Genomic DNA, 26,823 nt, shown 5'->3' with positions numbered 1-26,823 from the left:
TAGCAAATGGCGAAACGCCGAAGAGCATGGCGAAACGCCGTCGTTGAACTCACTCTAGCATGCGCTTTCATGCGGCGAGATTGCCTTTCAACTGCTTGAAAACACACGACTTGACCGTGTTTGGCGCGGACTCTACTCCTTGTGCGAAAGCAACGGGCACAAAAAACACAACGTGCCGCCACTGTCGGGGTTTGATCATGCGCTATTCCCAACTGACCGATCGCGTTGCCGGCGAAGGTGCTGCCGCCTGGGACCTTCATGTCGAGGCATTGACCCAGAAGCGTGCGGGGAAGGATGTGATCATCCTCTCGATCGGCGATCCGGATCTGGATACGCCCAAGGCGATCACGGAAGAAGCCATTCGCCTGCTGCGCGCCGGCGATACGCATTACGCCGACATCCTGGGCCTGCCGCGGGCGCGCACCGCCGTCGCCAATCAGCACAGCCGCACGACCGGCCAGCCGGTCACGATCGACAATGTCGCCATCATGTCGGGCTGCCAAAGCGGCCTCTTTGCTGTCGCCATGACGATCCTCGATCCGGGCGACGAGGCCATTGTGCTGGAGCCGATGTATGTCACCTATGAGGCGACCATCCAGGCGAGTGGCGCCAAGCTGGTGCGCGTGCCGCTGAAGGCCGCCAACAATTTCCGCCTCGATATCAACGATCTTGCCAAGGCGATCACGCCCCGGACCCGGGCAATCTTTTTCGCCAGCCCCAGCAACCCGACCGGTGTCACGCTCAACCGCGGCGAACTCGATGGCATTGCGGCGCTGGCGCAGAAACACGATCTGTGGGTCGTGGCCGATGAGGTCTATTCGACGCTGATCTTCGACGGCGAGCATGTCAGCATCTGCGGCTTGCCTGGCATGGCGGAGCGGACGGCCACGGTGAGCAGCCTGTCGAAATCCCATGCCATGACCGGCTGGCGTTTCGGCTGGGTCGTCGGCCCCAAGGCGCTGATCGATCATTGCGGCAATCTGGGCCTTGCCAATCTCTATGGCCTGCCGCCTTTCATTCAGAACGCGTCGGCTATGGCATTGGAGCAGGACGTGCCGGAAGTGGCCGAGATGCGCGAGATCTATCGCCATCGCCGCGACTTGGCGGTCAAGGCGTTGAGCCAGCTGCCCGGCATCGTCTGCCGCAGCCCGGCCGCCGGCATGTTCATGATGGCCGACGTGCGCGGAACCGGCATGAGCGGACATGAATTTTCCTGGGCGCTGTTCAAGGCAACCGGCGTTGCGACGCTGGACGCCACAGCTTTTGGCCCGAGTGCTGAAGGTCACGTCCGCATTTCCTTCGCCATCGACGAAATCAGCCTCACCGAAGCCTGCAACCGCATCGCCGGCTTCACGCGCAAGCTGATGGAGAAGGTGGCTTAAACCGCACCCGACCGAACCACCCCCTCTCCCTAACCCTCTCCCACGTAGGGGAGAGGGAACTCCAGCCAGGCTGAACGCAGTCATTGAAGCATGCTCGCTCGAACTCCCTCCCCCCACAGTCGGCGGATGCCGACATGCGTCGGCCATGGGGGAGGGATGGGGAGAGGGGGCTATCTGTCGAACGTCGCCAGAAAGTCTTGTGCGATAGACCGCATGCGCTCCTGGCCGAAGCTCGGATAATGGCCGCCATGGACAACGCGGACCGGGAGATCGAGGAGACGCTTCATGCTGGCCACGTATTGGCGCATCTCGGCCGCGTTGTCGGCGTCATAAGCGAGTTCGCCGTCATAGATGACATCGCCTGAGAAGAGCGTCTCAGTCGCCCGCTCATAAAGCGCAATCGAACCGTCGGAATGGCCGGGCAGGTGAAACACCTCGAATGACCGGTCGCCGGTATCGACGATGCTGCCTTCCTCCAGCAATGTCTGGGCGGGTGCGGCTTTGACTTCATATTTCAATGCGTGCCAATCGCCGGGTGGCAAAGCGGTGAAAATGGAATCGTCAGCGACGTAATAGTCGGCGGCGGTATTCGCGCGCGTGGGCTGCGCCAGGATATCGGCTTCGGCCGGATGGACGGCGCGGTCGGCGAATTCGTGATGCGTGCCGATATGGTCGAAATGCGTGTGCGAAGCCACCGCAAGAATAGGGCGTTCCGCAAGCTGCGCGATTTGTTCGCGCAAGGACACCACACCCATGCCGGAATCGATCAGCAGATCCCGGTCGCGGCCGCGGACATGCCAGATATTGCAGCGGTAGTATTCCTTGATGAAGGGCTCGTAGATCCAGGTGATCCCGTTGCCGAGGTGCTGGGTCTGGTACCAGGTTTCAGGCGTTGCGATCTTCACGTCAGGCCCGCTTTCTTTGCTGCAGCGTGCTAGCGGCCAGCCCGCCGACAAAAACGGTCACCTGGTCGCGCAAGCGAGCGCTCAGGGTCGATTTCGCCATCTTATCCTGCGCCACGAATTGCATGAAGAGGCCGTTGACGATGATGAAGAGGGCGGCGCCTGCAGCCTCGGCATTGATGTCGCCACGCACCTTGCCGGATTGCTTCAGGGCCGTGACCAGTTCGCCGACTTGTGCCGCCATCAACCGGTCGTTTTCGGCATAGCTGATGCCGAAGGGGGAATCCGCCTGGGTGAGGGCCGTCGCCATGGCATTGCGCCAAAGCTCGCGGGTGAGGTGGATGAGAGCATGGTCGACATACATCGACAGGAGGCCGAAGATCGCTTCCAGGGTGTCGTCATGGTTGCGGGCGATGTAACGCTGGCCCTTGGCGCGCGCCTGTTCGCCATCGAGGGCGACGAGCGCCATAAGGAGATCGCCCTTCGACGAGAAGTAGTTGTAGACCGTGCCGGTACCGACCTCGGCAAGGGCCGCGATGGCTTCGACCGAGGTGTCGGCAAAGCCGTCCTTGCGGAACAACTGGCTGGCGGCGGCGAGGATATCGCGGCGGCGGCCGGCTTTTTGTCTTTCGCGTAGACCCGTCATCATGCCGTCCAGAATCTGAATTGACTTTATTTTGAAGTTCATTCACTTTTTTCGCAATAAGAAAAACGGCAGGCTTTGTTCTTTTGAGGGAGACGGATGATGATCAGTTCCATGGGTCGACACATGATTTCGCGGCGCCGCGCCTTGCAGGCCGGTGCCGGCGCACTCGCATCGCTCTCATTCATGCCGAAAGGCGCACGCGCGGCGGATGAACTCAACCTGCTGGTCTGGTGCGACCATACGAGTGCGGCCCTGCTCGATCCCTTTGCGGAGAAGCACGGCATCAAGATCAACACCAAGGAATATGACCTGCCGGGTGTCGCCTATAGCATCCTTGAGCAATCGCAGCCGGGCGACTGGGACGTCTTCGTTGCCGATACCGGCGATATCATGAGCGCGGTGGCGAAGGGATATCTCGGTGAGCTGCCGGACGCGGAAATGCCCTGGGCCGATATCTTCCCCGAGTTGAAACAGCCGGATTCCCACTACAAGGACGGCAAACTCTATGCCGTGCCGGAGAAGTTCGGCTACAACACCATCGCCTTCAACAACACGAAGGTCAGCCAGGAAGAGGCCCGCCAGGCCAAGGTGATGTGGGACCCGAAATATGCCGGCCGCATCGCCATCTATGATTACTACATCCCGACGATGGAAATGGTGGCGATTGCCCTTGGCATCAAGCCGCAGGAAATCACCAAGATGCATCTGCCGGCCATCAAGGAAAAGCTCGTTGAGATGAAGAAGCTGTCCTCGCTGGTGGGCGATGTTCCGACGACGCAGAACGCCTTGGTGACGGGTTCGGCCGACATCATCGTCGGTGGCGGCGAGTTTGCCGTGGCTGGGTTGATGGCCGACAAGCCGGAGCTTGACTGGGTGCTGCCCAATGAAGGTGGCGTGCGCTGGTCGCAGTCGATCGGCATCTTCAAGGAGTCGACCAAAAAGGATCTCGCGGTCGAATTCGTCAAATACATCGTCTCGCCGGAAGGTCAGGGACGCCTGGCAACCGCCGACTGCTATTGGGCCATGCCGTCGAATTCCAAGGCCAATTTGGACGACGCGCAGAAGAAGCGCCTGCGCTGGGACCAGCAGCCGGAATTCATCGCCAAATCCTATCCGTATTTCTTCGGCGACGCCGAACTGGATGCAGCGATGCAGGAAGTCTGGACGGAAGTGCTCGGTGCCTAAGACCAAACTGCCGGGCCTGAAGAGCTGGGGCCATGCCCCGGCTCTCGCCTGGACAATTCTGTTCTTCGTGCTGCCACTCATCGCCATGCTGGTGATGAGCTTTTCGGCGCGTATCGACGGCAAGATCGAACTGACCTGGACGCTCGACAATTACCGTGCGTTCCTGACGCGGGCGGACGGTACATTCGTCGGTGCGTTGTGGAATTCGATCGAGGTGACAGTGATCACCACGCTCGTCTCGGTGATCGTGGCCTATCCGCTGGCCTATATCCTTGCCTACAAGGTGCCGACGCAGTGGCAGCGCTTTGCGCTGGTGCTGACGGTGCTGCCGTTCTGGACGTCCTATGTCGTGCGGTCCTATAGCTGGCTGCTGGTGCTGTCGGAGAACGGCATCATCAATCAGTTTCTATTGTGGTCTGGTATTCTCGATACGCCGGTCGGCATGGGCAATAGCCGCTTTGCGACCGTGCTGGGTTTCGTCCATTTCTTCGCCATGCTGTTGACCCTGACGATCTACGCCAATCTGGTGCAGATCAAGGACAGCTACCGGAAGGCCGCAGCCGATCTCGGTGCCAATGGATGGCAGGTTTTCTGGCACGTCACGCTGCCGCTGAGCCTGCCCGGCGTCTCGGTCGGCGCCTTTCTCACCTTCGTCCTCGCCATCGGCGATTACATCACCCCGCAGATACTGGGCGGCTCGAAGGAAATGCTGCTGCCGCAGGCAGTGATGCTGCAGATCGGCAGGCAGGCGGATTTCCCGCTCGCCTCGGCCCTCTCCATGATCCTGATGCTGGTCATCACCGCGGCCTTCCTGCTCTTTGCCAAGCGCCTGAAGATGGAGCGGGTCTGAGATGAGAGCGCTCGGACGGATCGCACCTTGGGCCTATTTCGCCCTGATGCTGCTGTTCATCTTTCTGCCGGTGCTGGTGCTGATCCAGTTCTCGTTCCAAGGCGGCCTCGCGCCAGTGCCGCCCTTCGACGGCCCCAGCCTCAAATGGTGGGCGAAGGTGCTGGCCAACCGCAAGATCACGGATGGCCTCACAAACTCGCTGCTGGTCGGCCTCGGCTCGGCCTTGCTGGCAACGATCCTCGGCTTCCTCGCGGCCTATGCCTTGGCGCGACAGAAACGGCAACTGTCCGGCTTTTATCAGTTCCTGCTCATGGCGCCGATCACGGTCTCATACCTCATCATCGGCATGGGGCTGCAGATCACCTTCAACTATCTGGGTATCGCGAAGTCGCTGTGGGCGATCGGGATCGGGCATGTGGTGATCAACCTGCCGCTGACCTTCGCCATTCTTTACGCTCAACTGGGAGAGCATCAGGCCAATATCGAACGTGCGGCCTATGATCTCGGTGCCAAGGATTGGCAGGTCATCCTGCTGGTCACGGTGCCGATGATGTGGCCCGGTTTGCTGGCGGCGTTTTTCATCGCCGCGACCCTGTCCTGGGACGAGTTTGTCATCGCCTTTTTGCTCAGCCGCTTCGACGTGACCCTGCCGGTCGTGATCTGGAGCATGCTGAAATCGGGGCTGTCGCCGGAGCTCAATGCCACCGGCACGCTGGTCTTCGTCATTTCCATTCTTGCCGTCGGCGTGGTCGAATTCCTGCTGTGGCGTTCGAGGAGAACCAATGTCTGACCGCGTTGAACTGCGCCAGGTGAGCAAGGTCTATGAAGGTGTCACCGTGGTGGAGACGCTGGATCTGGCCATGAAGGCCGGCGAATTCGTGGTGCTGCTGGGCCCGTCCGGCAGTGGCAAGACAACCTTGCTCAACATGATCGGCGGTTTTGCCAATCCGAGTGCCGGCCATGTCTTCATCGATGGCGAGGAAGTGACCGACCTGCCGCCGGCCAAGCGACCGACGGCGACGGTCTTTCAGGACTACGCCTTGTTTCCGCATATGAGCCTTGCCAACAATGTCGCCTTTGGCCTGCGCATGCGCCAGGTGGCGAAGGCCGAGCGGCTGACGAAAGCGGCCGAGATGCTGAAGCTGGTAGGGCTGGAGGGCTTCGGCAATCGCGGTGTGCATCAATTGTCCGGCGGTCAGCGGCAGCGTGTGGCCTTGGCCCGAGCGATGGCCGTTGAGCCCAAAGTACTGCTGCTCGACGAGCCGCTCGGCGCCCTCGATCTCGCGCTTCGGCGGCAGATGCAGGAGGAACTGGTGCGCCTGCAGCGCCGCTCCGGCGCCACGTTCGTCCATGTGACGCACGACCAGGAGGAGGCGATGTCGATCGCCGACCGGATTGTGGTGGTGAACAAGGGCCGCATCGAGGATATGGGGCCGCCGGACCGGGTGTATCTGAAACCTGCCAGCCTGTTTGCCGCCAAGTTCATGGGCGAAAGCAATGTGCTGGGTGGCCGGGTGGTCGAGGCCGTCGGTCGCGACCTGAAGATCGAGACGGCCTTGGGTGCTCTGGTCGTTCCAGGGGATGCCGCTACTGGCGCCGCCGTTCATGTGGCGCTTCGACCCGAGCAATTGGTGCTGGCACCGACGCCGGACAGCATTAGCCTGGGCCATGGCCGAATTGAAGAGCTGTCGTTCCAGGGCACGCATTGCCGGTGCCATTGCCGCATCGGCAGCGTCGATCTCATCCTGCGCGCGCCCGTTTCGGCCTGCTTGACGCCGGGCCGCGATGTCGCGTTGTATGCAGCCAGAAGCGACGTCGTTCTGCTGCAGCGATAGGAAGAGTGCATATGGCGCAACGCCCTGGCGACCTTCAGGTATTTCTTGACCGGTCCCAGGCGGCGATCATGGCCAGCCTGCCGCTGGAGGGCGAGCCCATGCGCGTGGCGCGGCAGATCGGCGAAGGCTTGCGGATCGATGCCCAGCAAGCGCCGCGAAAGCCCAACCGATTGCCGGTCTGCGATCACATCGCCGGTGCCGTGCAGACGGCCCGCGCGAAGGGTGGCGCCGTTGCTGCCCTTGCCGACGCTTTTGCCGCCATCGAGCCGCAATTGAACTGGGAACGCCGCTGGACGGCGAAGCCGGGCGACGCGCCGTTCTATGACGGCCACGCCAATGCAACGATCATCGGGCCGGATGGGCTGGAGAAGCGGGACGATATCTGGATCGGGGTCAGTTTGATGGCGCCGCATATCCGCTATCCCGATCATCATCATCCGCCGCAGGAAATCTATGTGGCCTTGTCGGCGGGCGATTGGATGCAGGGCGACGATGACAACTGGGTGACGCCCGGCATCGGCGGCTATGTCTACAACAGGTCCGACATCATGCATGCCATGCGCTCTCATGACCGGCCGCTGTTGGCAATCTGGAGCCTGTGGGTGACGGACCGGGTCTGAGCCCTCAGGGCTTGACGTTCCGCCGTGGCTTGCGTCCTATGCGGCCAGTTCTGCCAATTGCCAGTTTTTGCCGATAGGATGAGCAGCCATGCTGACGGGTATCAATGAATTTGGGCGCTTGAAGCGGGTCGCCATGCGGCGGCCGGCCGAGGCCTTTGTGGGTGACGCGAAGATCGATGCGGAGTGGAAGGATCTCAACTACCACACGCGTCCGGAGATGGCGAAGGCGGTGGCGGAGCATCAGCATTTTGCCGACATCATCAGAAGCGTCGGCGCCGATATCCTCTATCTGCCGCCCGCCAAGGAGCTGACCATGGACGCGCTTTATGTGCGCGATGCGGCAGCGGTGTGCCCCAAGGGTGTCATCCTCGCCAATATGGGCAAGAAGCAGCGCATGGGGGAGCCGGCGATCCATGGCACGTTCTTTGCCGAGACGCAGATCCCGGTGATCGGCGCCATCCAGGGTGAGGGAAGGCTGGAAGGCGGCGATCTCATCTGGCTTGACGAAAAGACCGTCGCCATCGGCCGCACCTATCGCACCAATGACGAAGGCATCCGCCAGTTCAAGGCGCTGGTGGGGCCGGATGTGCATGTGGAAGTGGCGATCATGCCGCATTACAAGGGGCAGAGCGACGTCTTCCATTTGATGTCGGTGATCTCGCCCTTGGACAAGGATCTGCAACTGGTCTATTCGCCCTTGATGCCGATCCCGTTCCGCGAATGGCTGCTGGCGCGCGGGCAGAAGCTGGTCGAGGTGCCGGACAGCGAGTTCGCCTCGATGGGCTGCAACGTGCTGGCCATCGCCCCGCGCGAGGTGGTGATGGTGAAGGGCAATCCGGAGACCAAGGCGCGCATGGAGGCGGCGGGCTGCAAGGTCCATGTCATCGACGCCGACGCCATTTCGGTCCCGGGCGAGGGTGGGCCAACCTGCCTCACCCGCCCGCTGGAGCGGCATTGACCTAAATACCGGGCCGGAATGAGAATTCGGGCCCGGATGAATGAGAAAATGACGCCATCGCGACATTGACGGCGGCGCGAAATCGACAAAAATCGGTCGCCGTTAGGCAGATGGGGTCCCGGAATCGGCCCTAGTCTGGCGCCCATCACGACTGCCGATGGCCCAAGGTGGGGCGGGTGGTCGCCGAGTAAACGTCTTGATCCATAGGGGAATCTGCATGTCGAAAAAGGTCGGCAGCGATATCGAAATCGCCCGCGAAGCTAAAATGAAGCCGATCCGCGAAGTCGCGGGCAAGCTGGGGATCAAGGAAGAGCATCTGCTGCCCTTCGGCCATACCAAGGCCAAGATCTCGATGGATTACATCAAGTCGCTGAAGGGCCAAAAGGACGGCAAGCTGATCCTGGTCACCGCGATCAACCCGACCCCGGCCGGCGAAGGCAAGACCACGACGACGGTGGGCCTCGGTGACGGCCTCAACCGCATCGGCAAGAAGGCGATCATCTGCCTGCGCGAACCGTCGCTTGGCCCGTGCTTCGGCGTGAAGGGTGGCGCGGCTGGTGGCGGTTATGCCCAGGTCGTGCCGATGGAAGACATCAACCTGCATTTCACCGGTGACTTCCACGCCATCGGTTCGGCGCACAACCTGCTCTCGGCCCTCATCGACAACCACATTTACTGGGGCAACGAGCTGGGCTTCGACACGCGCCGTGTCACGTGGCGCCGCGTCATGGACATGAACGACCGCGCCCTGCGCCAGATCACCAATTCGCTGGGTGGCGTTTCCAACGGCTTCCCGCGTGAAGACGGCTTCGACATCACGGTTGCTTCGGAAGTCATGGCGATCTTCTGCCTGTCGACCGACCTCACGGACCTCACCAAGCGCCTTGGCAACATCATCGTCGGCTATACCCGCGACAAGAAGCCGATCTATGCACGCGACCTCAAGGCCGATGGCGCCATGACCGTGCTCCTCAAGGACGCGATTGCGCCGAACCTGGTGCAGACGCTGGAAAACAACCCGGCCTTTATCCATGGCGGCCCGTTCGCCAACATCGCCCATGGCTGCAACTCGGTCATCGCCACGACGACCGCGCTGAAGCTTGCCGACTATGTGGTGACGGAAGCCGGCTTCGGTGCCGATCTCGGTGCCGAGAAGTTCTTCGACATCAAATGCCGCAAGGCCGGGCTGAAGCCGGCCGCGGCGGTCATCGTTGCCACCGTTCGTGCCTTGAAGATGCATGGCGGTGTGGCGAAAGAAGACCTCGGCAAGGAGAACGTCGCTGCCGTGAAGAAGGGTGGCGAGAACCTTGCCCGTCACATCGAGAACGTGAAGAAGTTCGGCGTGCCGGCCGTGGTGGCGATCAACCGCTTCATCGCCGACACCGATGCCGAGCTCGACGCCGTGCGCCAGCTCTGCGCCGAGCTGGGCTCGGAAGCGATCGAGTGCAACCACTGGGCGCTTGGTTCGGAAGGCACCGAGAAGCTGGCCCACGCCGTGGTGAAGCTTGCCGATGGCGGCAGCAATTTCAAGCCGCTCTACCCGGACGACATGTCCCTGTGGGACAAGACCCGCACGATCGCCCAGACGCTTTATGGCGCCCAGGGCATCATCGCCGACAAGGCCGTGCGCGATCGCTTCGCCGAGTTCGAGAAGATGGGCTTTGGTCACTATCCGGTGTGCATGGCCAAGACCCAGTACAGCTTCTCGACCGACCCGAACCTCAAGGGTGCGCCGTCGAACCACGTTGTGCCCGTGCGCGAGATCCGTCTGTCGGCCGGTGCCGAGTTCATCGTCGTCGTCTGCGGCGAGATCATGACCATGCCGGGCCTGCCGCGCGTCCCGTCGGCAAACCACATCCGCCTCAACGACAAGCTGGAAGTGGAAGGCCTTTTCTAAGCGACGGGTCGATGTGTCTGAGAGAAGGCCGGCTCGGAAGAGCCGGCCTTTTTTTCAGGCGCGTCGTGCCAGGTGATCGCTGGGCATTGTCCCGTAGACGCTGCGATAGCGCCGGATGAAATGTGAGCGCGACGTGTAGCCGGCAGCCTCGGCCGCCGCAGTCACATTGGCTTCGCCGCGTGCCAGCAGATTGCGGGCAACCTGCATCCGCGCCTCGGCCAGGACGGCGCGCAAGGAGGTGCCGTCATGCGTGAGGCGGCGGCGCAGGGTCGAGGCACCCATGCCGAGCCGGGTTCCAAGCGCCTCGGCGGTCCAGGGATGCGCCGGCTCGGTCGCCACCAACCAGGCAATCCGGTCCCGCAGTGGCAGATCGAACAGGCACTTGGCGGCCGGATCATTGCGGAGCAGCATCAGCACTTCGGCCATGCGATGGTCGGCGAGTGCCTTGGCATGATCGGACGTCGACAGCGTGACGGCGGCATGCACCAGGGCATCGACCAGTTCCGCCGTCAGTGTCACTGCCTGACCCATATGGGCGGCAGGGCCGCGCGGCCTTTCCGGCGGCAGCGCGAGGGCAGGCGGCACATGCCTGACCTCGACCACCAGCGCTTCATAGAGGCCGCGCCGATCGTCGGGGATGTTGACCACGTCCAACTCGGCGCCGGTGGGCAGGACGAAGACCTGGCCGGTCGTGAAACGCTGGCCGGTATTGCCGATCCAGAATTCCTTGGTCCCGCTGAGCACGATGCCGATGATGGCGTGCTCGACCCTGAATTTCGCCACGCGCTCGGTGGCGAAGGCGCAATAAGTGAAGAGCTGGCTGCTGATGAAGGTCTGACCGTGAATCTTGCGTTCGCGACCCGGCGCGTCGGCGAGCGGGCGCAACCGGTCCAGCAGCGATCGGCGCAAGGTGTCTTGTGGAGTCTGGATGTTCATGGCGCCATCCTAGGGTCGGGACCGTTCCCACTGCAAATGTGAAGTGAGCGTTTCGGGCGCAGTTGAGGGCGGTTCCGGCGCATGAGCGGGGAACGGCCAGGTCAAGATACGGTCACTTCAGAGCAGATGGAGAGACTTATGAAACTGATATCGTTCCTATTGGCCCTCGCCGGTACCTTGGCGGCGGCGCAAGCCGCCAGTGCCGCCGAGGTCAAGCTGTGGCGTCTGGATTGCGGCACCATCAAGGTGAAGGACCTCAGTTCCTTCTCGGACACCTATCAATATGCGGGGAAGCAGCGGACGCTGACCGACAGCTGTTATGTGATCCAGCATGACAAGGATTACATGATCTGGGACACGGGCCTCCCGGCCGGTCTGCTCAATGCGCCGCTCGATGCGGCGGCACCCATGCAGCCGACGCTGGCCGCCACGGTGCCGCAGCAACTGGAGAAGATCGGCGTGAAGCTGGAAGCGATCTCGGTGGTGGGGATCAGCCACTACCATTTCGACCATATCGGACAGGCAGCCGATTTTCCGAAGGCGAAGCTGCTGATGGGCAAGCTCGATCTTGAGGCGATGAAGAGCGAGCCGCTGCCCTTCGGTGCCGTGCCGGATCTGCTGAAGCCCTGGTTGAAGGATGGTGGGGCCGTCGAACCGGTCAGCGGCGACAAGGATGTCTTCGGCGACGGTTCGGTCACGATGCTGACGATGCCCGGTCATACGCCGGGCAGCTATGCCCTGCTGGTGAAGCTCGCCAAGACAGGTCCGGTGCTGCTGAGCGGCGATATCGTTCATTTCGAGGAGCAGTTAAAGAATGAGGGCGTGCCGCCCTTCAACACGGATCGCGCCCAGTCCCTGGCGTCGATGGATCGCTTGGCGCGCATGGCAAAATCGCTGAAGGCGACGCTTGTCGTGCAGCATGACGCTGGCGACATCAAGAAGCTGCCGGCCTTCCCGAAGGCCGCGGAGTAGGATCTACCAACGGGCCGGCTGCTGGTTCAGCGGCCGGCCTGGCGGCGGTCCATCCGAACACCATAGGGCAGCGTCCCGCGCCGCCGGTCTTCCGGCGCCATGGGCCGGTAAGGCAGCGGGTCGAGCTGATACTGCGCGGAAACATCGACATTGCGCTGCTCGGCGAGGCAGATTTCCTCGACGCAATCGTCGAGGGCCCTGTGCCAGTCCGGCTGTTCCAACTGCAGGAGGTGCCGGGTGCGGCTGCAATCCAACTCGGTGCGGCGGGCAGCAGCCCCGGTCACGCCGAAACGGTTGGGCGTTATCGGGATCAATTCGGGTGCGGCCTGGTAAGGTGCCGCCCGGCGCAGCGCGTGGGCTGCGAACTCAAACCAGGTGGCGACCGGGGCTCCGGTGAAATGCAGCGTCGTGCCGTTCTCGAACTCGCGGTTGATGAGGGCGATCCCAATGCGACGCATCGCGCCGCACAGCTCGCGCACGGGGGTCGGACCGGCGATGTGGTCATTGGGCACATGGACCCGACCGCCGCGTCGCCCCAGCGACAGCATGGTCTTCAGCATGTTGTGCCCCTTGGCACCGAACAGCCAGCCGGTCCGCAGAATAGCAAAATGGCGGCAATGGGCAGCCACCTCGGCCTCGCCGGCCGCCTGTGCCTGGCCGAAGACGCTGATCGCGTCGGGGGTGTCGGTTTCCAGATAGGCGGCGAACTTGTCGCCGGCGAAGACCTGATCCGACGAGAGATGCAGGAGGGGAATGTCGAGGGCGCCGGCGACTTCAGCAAGGTCGCCGACCGACCAATGGCTGCGGGCCTGGATCAGGGTGCGGTGCTGCTCGGCGCCATCGGGCGAGGCATAGCCGATCGTGTTGATGATCAGCACCGGCGACAGGTTTTCGAGGTTCCGGCGCAGCCGTTCGATATCCAGAATGCCGAGCTCATGCCCGGTCAGCATGCGGGTTTCGAACCCCGCAGGCCAGATCATCTCGTGAAGTTCCTGTGCCAGGACGGCGTTGCGCCCGGCGATCAGAACAAGTTTCCGGTCCTGCATCTGCAGCTCCTTGGGGTCGGTCGGGAGCGACGGATTCGATCCCATAAAGATAACACCAGTGCCCGTCCAGATGAAGGGTCGAACAGAAATATAACAGCTATATCAATGGGATACTGGAAAAATTTGACATAAATCAGTGGTGTTAGACGACCAATAAAAAAGCCGCCGCGGCTAGGCCGGCGGCGGCTTTCTCGGAAGGATGACGTCGATTACGGCTTCGGTGCGCGGGCGCCAATGCAGGCGGCGTCATAATCGTTCCAGCGCAGTTCGACATGGCGCCAGTAATCCCTGGTCGGGGCGCTGCCACCAGCTTCGGCGATTTCCGGATAGTCGCCGCCGAGCAGATCGGCGACGGCCGGATCAACGGCCACAGTCTCACTGTTCTTGTAGGCTTCGCCGGCGATCGACGATTCGGCGGAAGCCAGCGTGCCCATCGCGGTTTCGGCATGGCCGCAAAGGCCGGAAACCTGCTGGTTAAGCTCGTATTGCGGCTTCACAGCGCAGGCCGTCAGAGCGAGCGCGCCGAGGACGACGGGCAACATAATGATCTTCATAAGACTACCCCTTTTAAGTGACGCTTGTGGCCGGACAACAACCCGCGCGCCACGGCGCAAGCCCCCGATTCCGGCAGAACCTCTCAATCGCGGATCAAATCATAATAATAGGTTAACCGCAAGAGTGGAGGTGACAGGACCGAGCTGCGATCGGTCCTGCCAACCACTTGTTAAAAAACGGCTTTCGTCTCAGAAGACGAGGTGTTTGGCCTGCTGCACCTGCGCCAGATCCTGGACCTGCTTCAGCAACGGGCCGGGAATGGGGCCATCGATTTCAACCAAAGCGATCGCGTCCTTGCCGGGGGCGGAGCGGCCCAGAGCAAAGGTCGCGATGTTGATGCCGTTGTCACCGAGGAGCGTCCCAAGCTTGCCGATGAAGCCCGGTTTGTCGTCATTGGTGACATAAAGCATGTGGGGCCCAAGCTCGGCATCGATCTTGATGCCCTTGATCTCGACCACACGGGGGCGTTGATCGGCAAAGAGCGTGCCAGCGATCGAGCGCGACCAGCGCTCGGATTGAACCGTGAGGCGGATGAGGGTGTGGTAATCGCCTTCGCGATCATGCTTGACCTCGGTAAGGTCAATGTTGCGCTCCTTGGCGACAAGGGGCGCGTTGACCATGTTGACGCTGTCGGAAAGCTGCGGCTTCAGCAGCCCTTGCAACATCAGCGCTGTGAGGGGACGCGTATTGAGCGCCGCAACCTGGCCCTCATATTCGACGATCACTTTCAAGATGCCGGTTTCCGTCGCCTGGCCGGCAAAGGCACCCAGCTGGTCGGCGAGCTTCATATAGGGCCTGAGCTTGGGCGCTTCCTCGACCGTCACCGAGGGCATGTTGAGGGCGTTGGTGACGGCGCCATGCAGCAGGAAGTCGGACATCTGCTCGGCCACCTGGATGGCGACATTGAGCTGTGCCTCGGTCGAGGACGCCCCAAGATGCGGCGTGCAAACCACATTGGGATGGCCAAAGAGAATGTTCTGCGTGGCGGGTTCCGTCGGGAACACGTCAAGGGCCGCACCAGCGACATGACCGCTGTCGAGGGCGGCTTTCAGATCCTCCTCGACCACCAGCCCGCCACGCGCGCAATTGACGATACGGACACCCGCCTTGCACTTCGCGAGCGCTGCCTTGTCGATCAGATTACGGGTCTGATCGGTCAAGGGCGTATGCAGCGAGATGAAATCGGCGCGCGCCAGCAACGTGTCGAGATCGACCTTCTCGACACCGAGATCGATGGCGCGCTCGGGCGACAGGAAGGGATCATAGGCGATCACCTTCATCTTCAACCCCTGCGCCCGGTCGGCGACGATGGAGCCGATATTGCCGCAGCCGACGAGCCCCAGTGTCTTGGCGTAAAGCTCGACGCCGACGAAACGGGACTTTTCCCATTTCCCGGCATGGGTCGAGCTATTAGCTTCCGGGATGTGGCGGGCGAGCGCCATCATCATTGCCACCGAGTGCTCGGCGGTGGTGATGTTATTGCCGAACGGCGTGTTCATGACACAGATGCCGCGCGCGGTCGCCGCCTTGACGTCGATATTGTCGACACCGATGCCGGCACGCCCGACGACTTTGAGATTCTTGGCGGCGGCCAGCACATCGGCCGTCACCTTGCTGGCTGACCGCAGAGCCAAGCCGTCGAACGCGCCGATCATCTCGGCCAGTTCCTTCGGCTTCATGCCGGTCTTTTCGACCACTTCGATGCCGCGTTCCTTGAAGATCTGGACGGCGGCGGGTGACAGTTCATCGGAGATCAAAACTTTGGGCATGATCAAGCTTCCTTGGCGAGCGGGGTCGCATTCTGTTTGACGGTCGCGTAAGCCCAGTCGAGCCAGGGCAGCAGGGCTTCGACGTCGCTGCGGTCGACGGTGGCGCCGCACCAGATGCGCAGGCCCGGCGGCGCGTCGCGATAGGCGCCGATGTCGAGGGCGACTCCTTCCTTTTCCAGCAGGCCGACAACGTCCTTGGCAATGGCCTGCTGGCCGTCCTTGTCATGGGCCGTGAACCAGCTGTCTGTGATCTTGAGGCAGACGCTGGTGCAGGACCGCGTCGCTGCATGCTGCGCCAGGAAGCCTGCCCAATCAGACTTTGCGACCCAGTCCGCGATCGCCTTGGCATTGGCTTCGCTGCGCGCGATCAGGCCCGGCAATCCGCCGATATCCTCCGCCCAGGCCAGGGCATCCAATTGATCGTCGACGCATAGCATCGATGGCGTATTGATGGTCTCGCCTTTGAAGATGCCTTCGATCAGCTTGCCGCCCTTGGTGAGGCGGAAGATCTTTGGCAGGGGCCAGGCGGGCTTGTGCGATTGCAGGCGTGCGACGGCCCTGGGTGACAGGGCCAACATGCCGTGCCCGCCTTCACCGCCCAGCACTTTCTGCCAGGACCAGGTGACGACATCGAGCTTGTGCCAGGGCAGGTCCATGGCGAAGACGGCCGATGTCGCATCGCAGATGGTAAGACCGGTCCGATTGTCGGCGATCCAATCGGCATGCGGCATGCGCACGCCGGACGTCGTGCCGTTCCAGGCAAAGACGATGTCATCGGCCGGGTCAATCGCCGCAAGATCCGGCAGGGCGCCGTAATCGGCGCGCCGGAGCTTGGTCGGCAAATGAAGCTCGTTGATGATGTCGCCGGCCCATTCCTCGCTGAAGCTTTCGAAGGCGAGAACCGTGATGGGATTGGGACCGAGAAGCGACCACAGCGCCATCTCGACGGCGCCGGTATCCGAGGCCGGCACAATGCCGAGCCGATAGTCTGCGGGAATGCCGAGGATGCGCTTTGACTGCTCGATCACGGCGACGAGCTTGTCCTTGCCGGCCTTCGAGCGATGCGAACGACCGTGCGTCGCCGTCTTGATATTCTGATTGTCGAGGAGAGCGGGGGTCCAGCCGGGGCGCTTGGCGCAGGGTCCGGACGAGAATTGCGGCCGAATCGGCCGCTGGAGCGGTCTTGTCATCATGCGTTCCTTCCAGAACGAAGCACTCCGTTGGGGGAGCGTGGCCCACCGCCGATATCGCCGATATGCCAGGGCATGTCAAGCAGAGGATAAAATGCGTCGCTTCCTGAACGAATGGATAGGAACCGGCGCTGCGACCTTCGTGCCCTTTGCCTTTCAAGGCATCCTGCACTAGCTTCGGCAGCGATGGTTCATCGTGTTCAGCATCCTTGATGCCGAGCCGGTGATTAATAGGGAACGCGGTGCGATACCGCGGCTGCCCCCGCAACTGTGAGCGGTGAGCTTCCTGCCAACAATGCCACTGGAATGCCTCGACATTCCGGGAAGGCCGGCCGAGAAGCAGCGAACCGCAAGCCAGGAGACCTGCCATCACCTGTTGAAACTCATGCGACCGGGCGGCGGGCCTGGCAGAGGTGGTCGATGACTCTCGCTACCGACTTTTCTTTTGATGACACCCAACTCAACGCGTCGTTGCTGGCGCTCGATGCGGTGACGCACGAACCTGTACAACTGAAGCTGCTGGCCTGGGTGATGGGCCTGCCGAGCGGGCTCGACCCGGCGATCGCCGCGCGCATCGTGATGAAGCAGCAAGTGGCCGACCACAGCATGCGCGTTTCGGCGCCGCTGATGAAGCTGGTGGAAACGGTCGCGCAATACCCGCGCGAGCGGCTGGCGCAACTGGTGAAAGCCCGTCGGCGCGCGGCAATCAACTGAGCGGAAACAAAAACGGCGCCGGATTATCCGGCGCCGTTTCTTAGCCGTATTGGTGGCGTCTTACTTCAGCTTAGCAGCGATCTTGGCGACGTGTTCGCCCTGGAAGCGCGCCATGCCGAGTTCCTGCTCGGACGGCTGGCGGCTGCCATCGCCACCAGCGATCGTGCTGGCGCCATAGGGCGAGCCGCCTTTGATTTCATCGAGGCCCATCTGCGCAGCGCAGGAATAGGGCAGGCCGACCACGACCAGGCCGTGGTGGAGCAGTGTGGTGTGAACCGAAAGAATGGTCGATTCCTGGCCGCCATGCTGTGTGGCCGACGAGGTGAAGACGCTGCCGACCTTGCCAATCAGGGCACCCTTGGCCCAGAGGCCGCCCGTCTGGTCGAGGAAGTTGCGCATCTGCGAGGCCGCGGCGCCGAAGCGGGTCGGGGCGCCGATGATGATCGCGTCATATTCCGGCAGTTCGTCGACCGTGGCGATCGGCGCTTTCTGGTCGAGCTTGAAGTGGCTGGCCTTGGCAACGTCATCCGGCACGAGTTCCGGCACACGCTTCACCGCAACGTCGGCGCCGCCCTTGCGGGCACCTTCGGCGACGGCTTCCGCCATCTTCTCGATATGGCCGTAGGTTGAATAATAGAGAACGAGAACCTTGGTCATGAAAGCCTCACATTAAAGGGGGATTTGAGCACGGGAGAGTCGGCACGTCGGCATGTTGGGCGCGTCAGACGCCCGCGACAATTCCCACGCCTGTGATAAGATCGTTCACTTTTAGCTGACAATCGGTGGGACGATGGATCAATTGGCGGCGATGCGGACCTTTCGCCGGGTCGTGGAATTGGGCAGCTTCACGGCGGCGGCGCGCGGCCTCAATCTCAGCAAGGCGGCGGTTTCCAAACAGGTCGGTGAATTGGAGGCGCATCTCGGTGCCACACTCATCCATCGCACGACAAGGCGCCTGTCGGTAACGGAAGTCGGTCATGCCTATTTCGAGCGCGCCATACGGCTGCTCGACGAGTTCGAGGCGGCCGAAGCGGAAGTGAGGCACCTGCAGGCGGAGCCCACGGGCTCCTTGCGCCTCAGCGTCCCCAATGCGATCAGCGTGCCGCAGCTGGCGGCGACCATCAACGATTTGGCCGCACGCTACCCCAAGCTGCGGCTCTCGATCGAAGCGAGTGACCGCTTCGTCGACCTCATCGAAGAAGGCTTCGACGCCGCGATCCGCATTCGCACGGAACTGCCGGATTCGAGCCTCATTGCCCGGCGCCTGTGCACGATCCCGCGCTATGTCTGTGCATCGCCCAAATACATCAAGAAATTCGGCGAGCCGAAACGGCCCGAAGATCTGAAGGAGCACAATTGCCTGATCTACACCCAGTCGCCGGCGCCCTATGACTGGGCCTTCAAGACACCCCTGGGGCGCAAGCTGATCCGTGTCGCGGGGTCAATCCAGAGCAATCATGGCATGATGCTGATGGAGCCGTTGCTGGCCGGCCACGGCATTGCCCTGCTGCCGATCTTTTCGATCGGCGAGCCGCTGGCCAAGGGCAGGGTGAAGCGGTTGCTGAAGGACTATCCCACCGACGCGGTGTCGCTGCACGTGGTCTATCCGCAGAACCGGCATCTGTCGCCCAAGGTGCGCGTCTTTGTGGATCTGATGGCCGAGCATTTTGCCGAGCGTCAGCCCTGGGTAGAGGTCGACGGATAGGAATATTGGAAAGACAGAAAGCTGACAGCTGATACTGTTAGGAAGTCGGCATCGGGTCCGTCCTGGACGGGTCCTAATAAAGCTGCAAGTCTTGCTGAACACCCAGGTTTCATAGGCACCAGATGAAGAAGCTGCTTGCCGGCGTCGTCCTCCCGGTCATCGCCATTGTCGCCATCGGCCTGTTTTTCGCTTCATCGACGGAGCATGTCGATGGCGCCACCTTGCCGACACATACCGTCAACCTCGCCAATGGCGAGTTGCTCTATCATATCGGCGGTTGCATTTCCTGCCACCGGCCGGCGGAAGGCAGTGGCGCCGACATGTCTCTGCCGTCGGGCGGCGCGCCCCTGGTGACGCCGATCGGCACGCTCTATCCGCCCAACATCACGCCGGACAAGGAAACGGGCATCGGCAACTGGACGGAGGCAAACTTCATCGATGCCGTTCAGCACGGTGTCTCGCCTGCAAACACGCATTACATTCCGGCCTTTCCCTATATTTCCTATGGCCGCATGAAGGCCGAGGATGTGCTGGATATTCGGGCCTATCTGATGACTCTGGCACCCGTCAGCGCGGTGCGGAAGGAAGATGACATCCCGTTCCCCTGGTTCCTGCGCCGCGGCATCGGCCTGTGGAAGAAGCTTGCCGTATTGCCGGCGATCGAAACGGATGCCGCACAATCGCCCAGCTGGAATCGCGGTGCCTATCTGGTCAACGGGCCGGGCCATTGTGCCGAATGCCATACGCCGCGCAACGCGATGATGGTCATGGACCAGACCCATGCCTTCGCCGGCGGCCCGCACCCGGAAGGAAAGGGACAGGTGCCCAATCTGCGCGATCTGCTGGGGCGCAAGAAATACAAGGACGTGGATGAGCTGGCGAGCGCACTCAAGGAAGGCGAAGAAGGCTTCTATGAGGGGCTCGCCAAAGGCGGCATGGGGGCGGTCCAGCAGAATGTCGCCAAGCTGCCGGATGCCGATATTCACGCCATCGCCGAATATCTCGGCAGTTTGAAATAGAGAACGGCGGCCACGCTGAGCGGGCCGCCGTTTTTCGTTCAGGCCAAGCCGATCGAAATCAGTTGGTCTTTTCGCGGTATTGCTTGTGGCACGCGCCGCAGGTGCCGCCTACTTTTTCAAACTGGGCCCCGACGGTTGCAAGGTCGCCGCCGCCGGCAGCCGATGCCAGCATCGTGGCTTCGTCCTGCAGCGATTTTGCCTTGGCGACGAAATCGTCCCAGTTCTGCCAGATCTCGGCCTTGGCAGCGTCATCGGGCGTGTCGGAACCCTGCGGGAACAGGTCGGGGATTTTTGCGGCGATCTCGGCGATCTTCTGAGCTGGAGCGGCCGCGTCGGCCGCATTGCCGTTGGCGCTGATCAGCTCCTTGATCACCTTCATGTTCTTGCCCAATGCCTTCATCGCGTCCTCACGGGGCGATTCAGCGGCGACTTGGGCGACGATCCCTCCCAAGACGACGGCGACTGCCGCGGCCCCGATCATCAGCTTCTTACGCATCATGTGGCTTTTCCCTCCGATTCCAGAGTGATGGCTGTGTGGAAGACAAAACCTAGGCCGATTGCAGCACGGCCAGAAGGGGAATGCCCGCTTCTCACGAAGTTGTGAAGGCATGGGTCTTTTTTGACTTGAAATGGGTAAATTGTCATCAAACCGTCATTTTTTATCCGCTTAGACCCTGATTAGGATCGCGCCGGACACGGTTGGGGACCATGAAGAACCGGGAACTAGAACTGAAGCTGTCTTTGCCGGACGGTGGTGATGGGCTGCGGCCTACCGCCCTGCGGCGCCTGATCGGTGCCGCAAAGGCCGCGCAGTCGCAGGAACTTGAGACGACTTATTTTGACACGCCGGACGGCTGGCTGAAGCGCCACGGCATGGCATTGCGCATCCGGCGGATCGGCAAGCGACGCATCCAGACTTTGAAAGTCCCGGGCGACACCGTCGATGGTCTCCAATCCTATATCGAGTTCGATGCCGAGATAAAGGCAGCGCGACCGCAGATCGAGGCGATCGCTGATCAGAAACTGCGCCGCCGCTTCGAGAAGGAACGGATCTTCGACAATATCCGGCCCCTGTTCACGACGCGCTTCGAACGGTCGGCCTGGCTGATCAAGCGGGGCGACAGCGAGATCGAAGTGGCCTTCGACCGGGGGTCGATCAACGCCCGCGCCGCGCGCGTGCCGATCGGTGAGATCGAGCTTGAACTGAAGGCGGGTGATCCGGCCGAGCTGTTCACCTGTGCCGAGAGGCTGGTCGAGGATCTGCCGGCGCGCCTCGGCCTCAGCACCAAGGCAGCACGCGGTTATGCGCTTGTCGCGGGAACGCAAGCCGTGCCCGTCCGTGGGGCGCCGATGGCGCTGCCGCACAAGGCCACGGCGGCCGATGCCTTTGCCGCACTGGCCCGCAATTGCCTGGAGCAGCTGCGCGCCAATGAAGCCGCCATCGACCAATCCGAGGACGATGAGGCGATCCACCAGTTTCGCGTCGCCATTCGCCGTTTCCGTGCCGGCATCGGCGCTTTCCGCGAGCTGATTGACGATGGCGCCCATGCCACGATGTCGATCGATCTGCGTTGGTTGCAGCGGCAGTTCGGTCCGGCGCGCGATCTCGACGTTCTGATCGCCGACACGCTTGTGCCGATGCAGCAGCGCCTGCGCGGCCATGGCCTGATCGGTGCCTTGCTCGAGACGGCGGAGGCGGCGCGGGCAGAGGCGCGGCATCAGGCTCATCTGGCACTGGAAAATCCGCGTTATGCGGTGATGCTGCTGCAGATCTATCGGCAGCTACTGACCGGCGGCTGGCGGACGCAGAATGCCGAAGGCGCGTCAGGCCTCGATATTCCGGTGCGTGATTTCGCCGATGCCTGGCTTGGCCGCGCGCATAAGCGCCTGGTTCGTCTCGGCGCGGCGCATGCGACGCTATCGGAAGTCGATCTGCATCGCCTGCGCCTGCTGGGCAAGAAAATGCGCTATGGCGCGCAGGTCTTTGCCTCGCTCTATCGGAGCAAGCGAACCGAGAAATATCTGCTGCATCTGGGTGCCATCCAGGATCACCTGGGTTCGCTCAATGATGCCGTTGTCGGGCGGCATCTGCTGGTCGATTTGATTGGCAAGCTGGGTCAGCAGCGGGCCCTGTCATTGCAGGAGACGGGGCAATTGGAGGGCATCGTGCTTGGCTGGCATTCGCACAGGATCGCACAAGATCTCGGCGGCTTTCAGGAGACCTGGGAGACCTTCCGCGCCCAGAAGAAGTTCTGGCGCGGGGACTAATCCTTCGCCAGGTCTTTCGGGGTTTTGAAGGTGCGAAGGCGCCCTTGCTGGTCATCCAGCTCACGCCAGCTGCTGATGTCAAAATCGATCACGGCAACGGCGCCGGTCGGAAACTTGTCTTGCATGCGGTCGAGGTATTTCAGCTCACCTCGCGTGGACAGCCAGTGTGCAAGACTGCCGATTCCAGGATTGTGGCCAATGAGCAGGATAGTTGAAACCTTTGCATCGTTGACTTTCGCCAGGGCGGCGAGCATCTCTCGCGGCAGGGCCATATAGAGGCAATCAGCCTTCTCGATCGGCACCGTGGCCGGAAGATAGGGGCGCAGCAGGTCCAGCGTCTCCGTGGCGCGCAAGGCGGTGGAGCTCATGACCAGATCGGGGGCGATCTTCTGCTCGTGCAGCCACCGGCCCATGAGGGGTGCTGTCGCACGGCCGCGATCCGACAAGGGGCGGTCATGATCGGCGATGTCACCGGCGTCCCAGGCGGATTTTGCGTGCCGCATGAGGATCAATGTCTTCATTCTGTCATCAAATTGAAGTAATTGATTTATAAGGAATACCAACCACCAAACGAGTGTTCTATACTGTAGGCGAGGTGGCCATCCGACGCCAGCGGCGGTTTTTCAGGGCCGTTGGGGCGGGTGGCGGTATGGAACAGGACCGGACAAGTACAGGAAGCCCTCCCGTGGACGATGCACAATTGGTCGAGCCGAAATATCAACCGGATGCGTTGAATCGCTTCATCAACCGAGAACTCTCCTGGCTGGCCTTCAATGAGCGCGTGCTGCAGGAGGCGGGCAACAAGGCCCACCCGCTGCTCGAGCGCGTTCGTTTCGTTTCCATTTCGGCCAACAACCTCGACGAATTCTACATGGTGCGCGTTGCCGGCTTGCGCGGGCAGGAGCGGGCGCATGTCAATGTCATTTCCGCCGACGGACTGACCCCGATCCAGCAGCTGGCAGCGATTAACCAGCGCTCTGGCGAATTGATGCGGACCCAGCAGCTGCATTGGCGCAAACTGCGCGAAGAACTCCGCGAGAACGGCATTGCCGTCGTCGAGCCGTCGGAGGTGACGGGCGCTGAAATGGAGTGGTTGGACAACCATTTCATGGACCAGATTTTTCCGGTGCTGACGCCCATGGCGGTCGACCCGGCCCATCCATTTCCGTTCATTCCCAATCTGGGCTTTTCCGTTGTGCTCGAACTGCGCCAGATCAGTGACGGCAAGCCGATGCGGGCGCTGATCATGCTGCCCAATCTGCTGCCCCGCTTCGTCCGCCTGCCGGGTCGCGACCCCTACAATGTCCGCTTCCTGACGCTGGAATCAGTCGTTGGGCTCTATCTCGACAGGCTGTTCCCGGGCTTTGAAGTCATCAGCAAGGGCTATTTCCGCCTCATCCGCGACAGCGAAATCGAGGTGTTGGAAGAAGCGGAAGATCTTGTCCGCCACTATGAATCGGCGCTGAAACGCCGGCGGCGTGGCCTGGTGATCCGCCTCAAGGTCAATGCCGAAATGCCGGAGGACCTGCTGTCCTTCGTCATCGACGAACTCGATGTCGACCGCGAGGATGTGTTCGTGCTGGATGGCCTCATCGGTCTGGCGGCGGTATCGCAGCTGATCATCGGCGACCGGCCTGATCTCAAATTCCAGCCCTTCAACCCGCGCTTTCCCGAACGCATCCGGGAGATGGGGGGCGACTGTTTCGCGGCCATTCGCACCAAGGACATCGTCGTTCATCACCCCTATGAGAGTTTCGACGTGGTCGTGCAGTTCATCCTGCAGGCAGCACGCGATCCCAATGTGGTGGCGATCAAGCAGACATTGTACCGGACCAGCGATGACAGCCCCATCGTGAAGGCGCTGATCGAGGCGGCGGAAGCCGGTAAATCGGTTACCGCGCTGGTGGAACTCAAAGCGCGTTTCGACGAGGCGGCCAATATCCGCTGGGCACGAGATCTGGAGCGTGCCGGCGTGCAGGTCGTCTATGGTTTTGTCGCGTTGAAAACGCATGCCAAGGTGTCGATGGTCATGCGGCGTGAAGGCAATACGCTGAAGACCTATGTGCATTTCGGCACCGGCAACTATCATCCGATCACGGCAAAGATCTATACCGACCTCAGCTTCTTCACCAGCGATCCGGGGCTTTGCCACGATGCCGCGCGGCTGTTCAACTACATGACCGGCTACGCGCGGCCGCAATCGACCGAGAAAGTCGCCTTTGCGCCGACAACGCTGCGCACGACGATTCTGAAATTGATCGATGACGAGATCGAACATGCCAAGGCGGGGCGGACCGGTGTCATCTGGGTAAAGCTCAATTCGCTCGTCGATGGCGGCCTCATCGACGCCCTCTATCGGGCAAGCCAGGCGGGCGTCAAGGTGATGCTCATCATCCGCGGCATCTGCTGCCTGCGGCCCGGCGTCAAAGGTCTATCCGAGAATATCCGGGTCAAGAGCATCATCGGGCGGTTCCTGGAACATTCGCGCATCATGTGTTTTGGTAATGGGCATGCCCTGCCGTCGCGCCACGCCAAGCTCTTCATCTCGTCAGCAGACTGGATGCCGCGCAACATGGATCGACGATTGGAAATCATGGTGCCGATCGAGAACCCGACGGTGCACCAACAGATCCTCGATCAGATCATGATGGCGAATCTGAAGGACAATCTGCAAAGCTGGGAGCTCGATTCCGAGGGCGTCTATCATCGGCTTGCGCCGGCCGATGGCGTTGTCGGGTTCAGCGCGCATACCTATTTCATGACCAACCCAAGCCTCTCTGGCCGGGGGTCGGCGCTGAAGAAGCAGAAGAAAATTTCGAAACTGGATTTGCCGAAGGCCGATAAGTGACAGCATCTCTCCGTAAGGCAACCGCAACCGCCCGGGCGACCAAGTCCGGGCGTGTTGCTGTTATCGATATCGGCTCCAACTCGCTGCGTCTGGTTGTTTTTGATAAGCGTTCGCGTTGCCCGGTGCCCGTCTTCAATGAGAAGGCGCAGCCGGGATTGGGCAAGGGCCTTGAGCGCCACGGGTTGCTCAATCCCGATGGCACGCAGGCAGCGATCGTCAACATCCGCCGCTTCGTCAACATGGCCGAAGCCATGGGCGTCGATTCGGTCGTGTTGCTGGCGACGGCCGCGGTGCGGGATGCGAAGGACGGGAAGTCATTTGCACAGCAGATCGAGAAGGAGACGGGCCGGAAAGTCCAGATCGTCAGTGGCGAGGATGAAGCCAAGCTGTCGGCCATGGGCGTGCTGGCAGGCATTCCTGACGCCGATGGCCTGATGGGCGACCTTGGTGGCGGCAGCCTGGAATTGGTGCGCCTGGAGCAAGGCAAGATTCGCGAGCAGGTGACGTTGCCCTTGGGGCCACTGCGCCTGGTCGAGGCAACCAACGGCAATATCGATGAAGCACAGCGCCTGATCGACCGGCAATTGGAAAAGCTCGGCTGGTTGTCCGAAGTCAAAGGCAAGACGCTTTATCCAGTCGGTGGCGCTTGGCGCTCGTTGGCCCGCATCCACATGGAGCAGATCGATTATCCGCTGCATGTCATTCACGAGTACCGGATGACGCGGCGCCAAAGCGAAGAACTGGCCAATGTGCTGGCGCATCTCGGCAAGAAGTCGCTTGCCAACATCGTCGGCATGTCGCGGCGGCGGCTCGAAACGCTGCCCTATGGTGCGCTTGTGCTGGAACGCCTGATCAAGGCCGTGAAGCCCGAATGCGTGCTCTATTCGGCCTATGGATTGCGCGAGGGTTATCTGTTCAGCACGCTGGACGCCGGCGCCCAGCAGGGTGATCCGCTGCTCGTCGGTTGTGCCGAGATGGGCGGTTCTGATGGCCGGTTCGGATCGGTCAGTGATCTCCTTGATGATTGGCTGGCGCCCTTGTTCCGCTCGGAAGGCAAGGCACGCGCCCGGTTGCGGGAGGCGGCGTGCCTGCTGTCGGACATCGCCTGGCGCGAGCATCCGGACTACCGCGCCGAACATGCCTTCTTGCGTGTCTTGCGTCTGCCAGTTGCGGGTATCACACATCCCGAGCGCATCGTCCTGGCGCTGATTATCGCCGCGCGCTATGGCGGCAGCCAGGATGCGTCTTATACGCAGCCCTATACGGGCTTATTGGAAGAGGGCGACAAGGCATTTGCCGGGCGGGTCGGCAATGCGCTGCGGCTCGCCTATGCGCTTTCCGCCGGTACCGAGCATATGCTGAATCTGACCTCGATCGAAAAGCGCAACGACCGGCTGGAATTGCATTTGCCCGAAGACGGGGGCGCCTTGTTCGGCGAAGCCATTCAGCGCCGCCTGGATGCCGTCGGCCGCGCCTTTGGCCTGGCCGTCGCCATCGTTTGATGTCGCGCAAATAAAAACGCCCTG

The 26,823-nt window shown here is 61.7% G+C and carries 25 protein-coding genes and 1 riboswitch; of the genes, 15 read left to right on the top strand and 10 right to left on the bottom strand.

Annotation, left to right across the window (positions count from 1 at the left end):
* Positions 1-197: 197 nt before the first annotated feature.
* Entirely contained in the window at positions 198-1,382 is a 1,185-nt protein-coding gene (locus tag SMD31_RS20515; RefSeq protein WP_320502803.1) for a pyridoxal phosphate-dependent aminotransferase, read from the top strand.
* A gap of 170 nt (positions 1,383-1,552) precedes the next feature.
* On the opposite strand, the gene SMD31_RS20510 is transcribed toward SMD31_RS20515, so the two are convergent.
* On the bottom strand, positions 1,553-2,287 hold the full coding sequence (locus tag SMD31_RS20510; RefSeq protein ID WP_320502802.1) for an MBL fold metallo-hydrolase: 735 nt from the start codon (positions 2,285-2,287) through the stop codon (positions 1,553-1,555).
* Position 2,288: 1 nt separating this feature from the next.
* A complete protein-coding gene (locus SMD31_RS20505) occupies positions 2,289-2,933 on the bottom strand; it encodes a TetR/AcrR family transcriptional regulator (RefSeq protein WP_320502801.1) in 645 nt (214 codons plus the stop codon).
* A gap of 93 nt (positions 2,934-3,026) precedes the next feature.
* Here SMD31_RS20505 and SMD31_RS20500 point away from each other — a divergent pair, with 93 nt between their 5' ends.
* From SMD31_RS20500 to SMD31_RS20470, 7 genes are all read left to right on the top strand, one after another.
* Complete coding sequence (locus tag SMD31_RS20500; protein ID WP_320502800.1) at positions 3,027-4,115, top strand: ABC transporter substrate-binding protein; 1,089 nt, start codon at positions 3,027-3,029, stop codon at positions 4,113-4,115.
* Positions 4,108-4,965: an ABC transporter permease gene (locus SMD31_RS20495; RefSeq protein WP_320502799.1), complete on the top strand. Its 858-nt coding sequence runs from the start codon at positions 4,108-4,110 to the stop codon at positions 4,963-4,965. The genes SMD31_RS20500 and SMD31_RS20495 overlap by 8 nt, the downstream gene beginning before the upstream one ends.
* Position 4,966: 1 nt before the next feature.
* On the top strand, positions 4,967-5,755 hold the full coding sequence (locus SMD31_RS20490) for an ABC transporter permease (RefSeq protein WP_320502798.1): 789 nt from the start codon (positions 4,967-4,969) through the stop codon (positions 5,753-5,755).
* Complete coding sequence (locus SMD31_RS20485; protein ID WP_320502797.1) at positions 5,748-6,800, top strand: ABC transporter ATP-binding protein; 1,053 nt, start codon at positions 5,748-5,750, stop codon at positions 6,798-6,800. Before SMD31_RS20490 ends, SMD31_RS20485 begins: the two co-directional genes overlap by 8 nt.
* An 11-nt stretch (positions 6,801-6,811) precedes the next feature.
* Positions 6,812-7,420 carry a dimethylsulfonioproprionate lyase family protein gene (locus tag SMD31_RS20480; RefSeq protein ID WP_320502796.1) on the top strand — a complete coding sequence of 203 codons (609 nt, stop codon included), beginning with the start codon at positions 6,812-6,814 and terminating at the stop codon, positions 7,418-7,420.
* A gap of 88 nt (positions 7,421-7,508) precedes the next feature.
* Positions 7,509-8,378 carry a dimethylarginine dimethylaminohydrolase family protein gene (locus SMD31_RS20475; protein ID WP_320502795.1) on the top strand — a complete coding sequence of 290 codons (870 nt, stop codon included), beginning with the start codon at positions 7,509-7,511 and terminating at the stop codon, positions 8,376-8,378.
* Between the two features lie 217 nt (positions 8,379-8,595).
* A complete protein-coding gene (locus SMD31_RS20470) occupies positions 8,596-10,275 on the top strand; it encodes a formate--tetrahydrofolate ligase (protein ID WP_320502794.1) in 1,680 nt (559 codons plus the stop codon).
* Between the two features lie 54 nt (positions 10,276-10,329).
* Here the strand turns inward: SMD31_RS20470 and SMD31_RS20465 are convergent, their stop codons facing one another.
* On the bottom strand, positions 10,330-11,211 hold the full coding sequence (locus tag SMD31_RS20465) for a helix-turn-helix transcriptional regulator (RefSeq protein ID WP_320502793.1): 882 nt from the start codon (positions 11,209-11,211) through the stop codon (positions 10,330-10,332).
* Positions 11,212-11,349: 138 nt separating this feature from the next.
* On the opposite strand from SMD31_RS20465, the gene SMD31_RS20460 reads away from it, so the two are divergent.
* The gene (locus SMD31_RS20460; RefSeq protein ID WP_320502792.1) at positions 11,350-12,183 is read left to right on the top strand and encodes an N-acyl homoserine lactonase family protein; all 834 of its coding nucleotides are present in this window, start codon (positions 11,350-11,352) and stop codon (positions 12,181-12,183) included.
* Positions 12,184-12,209: 26 nt separating this feature from the next.
* Here SMD31_RS20460 and SMD31_RS20455 read toward each other — a convergent pair whose 3' ends face one another.
* The 4 genes from SMD31_RS20455 to SMD31_RS20440 form a co-directional block, all read right to left on the bottom strand.
* On the bottom strand, positions 12,210-13,229 hold the full coding sequence (locus SMD31_RS20455) for an SDR family oxidoreductase (protein WP_320502791.1): 1,020 nt from the start codon (positions 13,227-13,229) through the stop codon (positions 12,210-12,212).
* Positions 13,230-13,438: 209 nt separating this feature from the next.
* Positions 13,439-13,783, bottom strand: coding sequence for a hypothetical protein (locus tag SMD31_RS20450; RefSeq protein WP_320502790.1), 345 nt, complete (start codon positions 13,781-13,783; stop codon positions 13,439-13,441).
* Positions 13,784-13,972: 189 nt separating this feature from the next.
* Positions 13,973-15,553: a phosphoglycerate dehydrogenase gene (gene serA / locus SMD31_RS20445; protein ID WP_320502789.1), complete on the bottom strand. Its 1,581-nt coding sequence runs from the start codon at positions 15,551-15,553 to the stop codon at positions 13,973-13,975.
* A gap of 2 nt (positions 15,554-15,555) precedes the next feature.
* A complete protein-coding gene (locus tag SMD31_RS20440; protein ID WP_320502884.1) occupies positions 15,556-16,743 on the bottom strand; it encodes a phosphoserine transaminase in 1,188 nt (395 codons plus the stop codon).
* Between the two features lie 170 nt (positions 16,744-16,913).
* Positions 16,914-17,128, top strand: a riboswitch (cobalamin riboswitch).
* Between the two features lie 35 nt (positions 17,129-17,163).
* Here SMD31_RS20440 and SMD31_RS20435 point away from each other — a divergent pair.
* A complete protein-coding gene (locus tag SMD31_RS20435) occupies positions 17,164-17,457 on the top strand; it encodes a hypothetical protein (RefSeq protein WP_320502788.1) in 294 nt (97 codons plus the stop codon).
* 60 nt (positions 17,458-17,517) lie between these two features.
* On the opposite strand, the gene wrbA is transcribed toward SMD31_RS20435, so the two are convergent.
* Positions 17,518-18,114 carry an NAD(P)H:quinone oxidoreductase gene (wrbA, locus tag SMD31_RS20430; RefSeq protein ID WP_320502787.1) on the bottom strand — a complete coding sequence of 199 codons (597 nt, stop codon included), beginning with the start codon at positions 18,112-18,114 and terminating at the stop codon, positions 17,518-17,520.
* 133 nt (positions 18,115-18,247) lie between these two features.
* On the opposite strand from wrbA, the gene SMD31_RS20425 reads away from it, so the two are divergent.
* Both SMD31_RS20425 and SMD31_RS20420 read left to right on the top strand, forming a co-directional pair.
* Positions 18,248-19,162, top strand: coding sequence for a LysR family transcriptional regulator (locus SMD31_RS20425; protein ID WP_320502786.1), 915 nt, complete (start codon positions 18,248-18,250; stop codon positions 19,160-19,162).
* 122 nt (positions 19,163-19,284) lie between these two features.
* Entirely contained in the window at positions 19,285-20,181 is an 897-nt protein-coding gene (locus SMD31_RS20420; RefSeq protein ID WP_320502785.1) for a c-type cytochrome, read from the top strand.
* Positions 20,182-20,239: 58 nt separating this feature from the next.
* Here SMD31_RS20420 and SMD31_RS20415 read toward each other — a convergent pair whose 3' ends face one another.
* Positions 20,240-20,680, bottom strand: a complete 441-nt coding sequence (locus tag SMD31_RS20415; protein WP_320502784.1) for a c-type cytochrome — start codon at positions 20,678-20,680, stop codon at positions 20,240-20,242.
* Positions 20,681-20,889: 209 nt separating this feature from the next.
* Here SMD31_RS20415 and SMD31_RS20410 point away from each other — a divergent pair, with 209 nt between their 5' ends.
* Complete coding sequence (locus tag SMD31_RS20410; protein WP_320502783.1) at positions 20,890-22,449, top strand: CYTH and CHAD domain-containing protein; 1,560 nt, start codon at positions 20,890-20,892, stop codon at positions 22,447-22,449.
* Here SMD31_RS20410 and SMD31_RS20405 read toward each other — a convergent pair.
* Complete coding sequence (locus SMD31_RS20405) at positions 22,446-22,970, bottom strand: SixA phosphatase family protein (protein ID WP_320502782.1); 525 nt, start codon at positions 22,968-22,970, stop codon at positions 22,446-22,448. The genes SMD31_RS20410 and SMD31_RS20405 overlap by 4 nt on opposite strands.
* A 164-nt stretch (positions 22,971-23,134) precedes the next feature.
* Between SMD31_RS20405 and SMD31_RS20400 the strand changes: the two genes are divergently transcribed.
* Positions 23,135-25,297: an RNA degradosome polyphosphate kinase gene (locus tag SMD31_RS20400; protein WP_320502781.1), complete on the top strand. Its 2,163-nt coding sequence runs from the start codon at positions 23,135-23,137 to the stop codon at positions 25,295-25,297.
* Positions 25,294-26,799, top strand: coding sequence for a Ppx/GppA family phosphatase (locus SMD31_RS20395; RefSeq protein ID WP_320502780.1), 1,506 nt, complete (start codon positions 25,294-25,296; stop codon positions 26,797-26,799). Before SMD31_RS20400 ends, SMD31_RS20395 begins: the two co-directional genes overlap by 4 nt.
* Positions 26,800-26,823: the final 24 nt, after the last annotated feature.

The sequence above is a fragment of the Dongia rigui genome, from assembly GCF_034044635.1.
In the GTDB taxonomy this organism is placed as follows: Bacteria; Pseudomonadota; Alphaproteobacteria; order Dongiales; family Dongiaceae; genus Dongia; species Dongia rigui.
This window is presented reverse-complemented; position numbering and strand designations above follow the sequence as displayed.